General features: G+C 66.3%; 1 protein-coding gene. It reads left to right on the top strand.

The genetic code is table 11. The annotated features are described in order from the left end of the window. Positions 1-488 (top strand): amino acid permease (locus RM572_RS28815; RefSeq protein WP_311676312.1); only part of this gene is annotated, 488 nt, incomplete at its 5' end. Between the last annotated feature and the right edge of the window lie 55 nt (positions 489-543).

Below are 543 nucleotides of genomic sequence, written 5' to 3'. Positions count from 1 at the left end.
GTATCGGCACGTTCCAGCTGACGCTGTTCGGCGTCGGCGCGACGGTCGGCACCGGCATCTTCATCGTGCTGCAGCAGGCCGTGCCCAAAGCCGGTCCCGCAGTGCTGGTGTCGTTCGTGGTGGCCGGCATCGCCGCCGGGTTGTCGGCGATCTGCTATGCCGAAATGGCGGCGGCCGTGCCGGTTTCGGGCTCCACCTACTCCTACGCCTACACCACGATGGGCGAATTCATCGCGATGGGCGTCGCAGCCTGCCTGCTGCTGGAGTCCGGCGTGTCCATGTCTGCGACCGCGATCGGCTGGAGCGGCTACCTCAATCAACTGCTGGACAACTGGTTCGGTTGGCGGTTGCCGCACGCACTGTCCGCGGCACCGTGGGGCGACAACCCCGGCCTGATCAACCTGCCCGCAACGGTCCTGATCATCATGTGCGCCCTGCTGCTGATCCGCGGCGCCAGCGAGTCCGCGGCGGTCAACACGTCATGGTGATCCTCAAGCTCGCCGTGCTCGGCATGTTCGTGGCCATCGCGTTCACCGCATTCAC

The organism is Streptomyces hazeniae (genome assembly GCF_031845485.1).
In the GTDB taxonomy this organism is placed as follows: Bacteria; Actinomycetota; Actinomycetes; order Streptomycetales; family Streptomycetaceae; genus Streptomyces; species Streptomyces hazeniae.
Note: the sequence above shows the minus strand (reverse complement) of the source record. Positions and strands in the feature narration are given on the sequence as shown.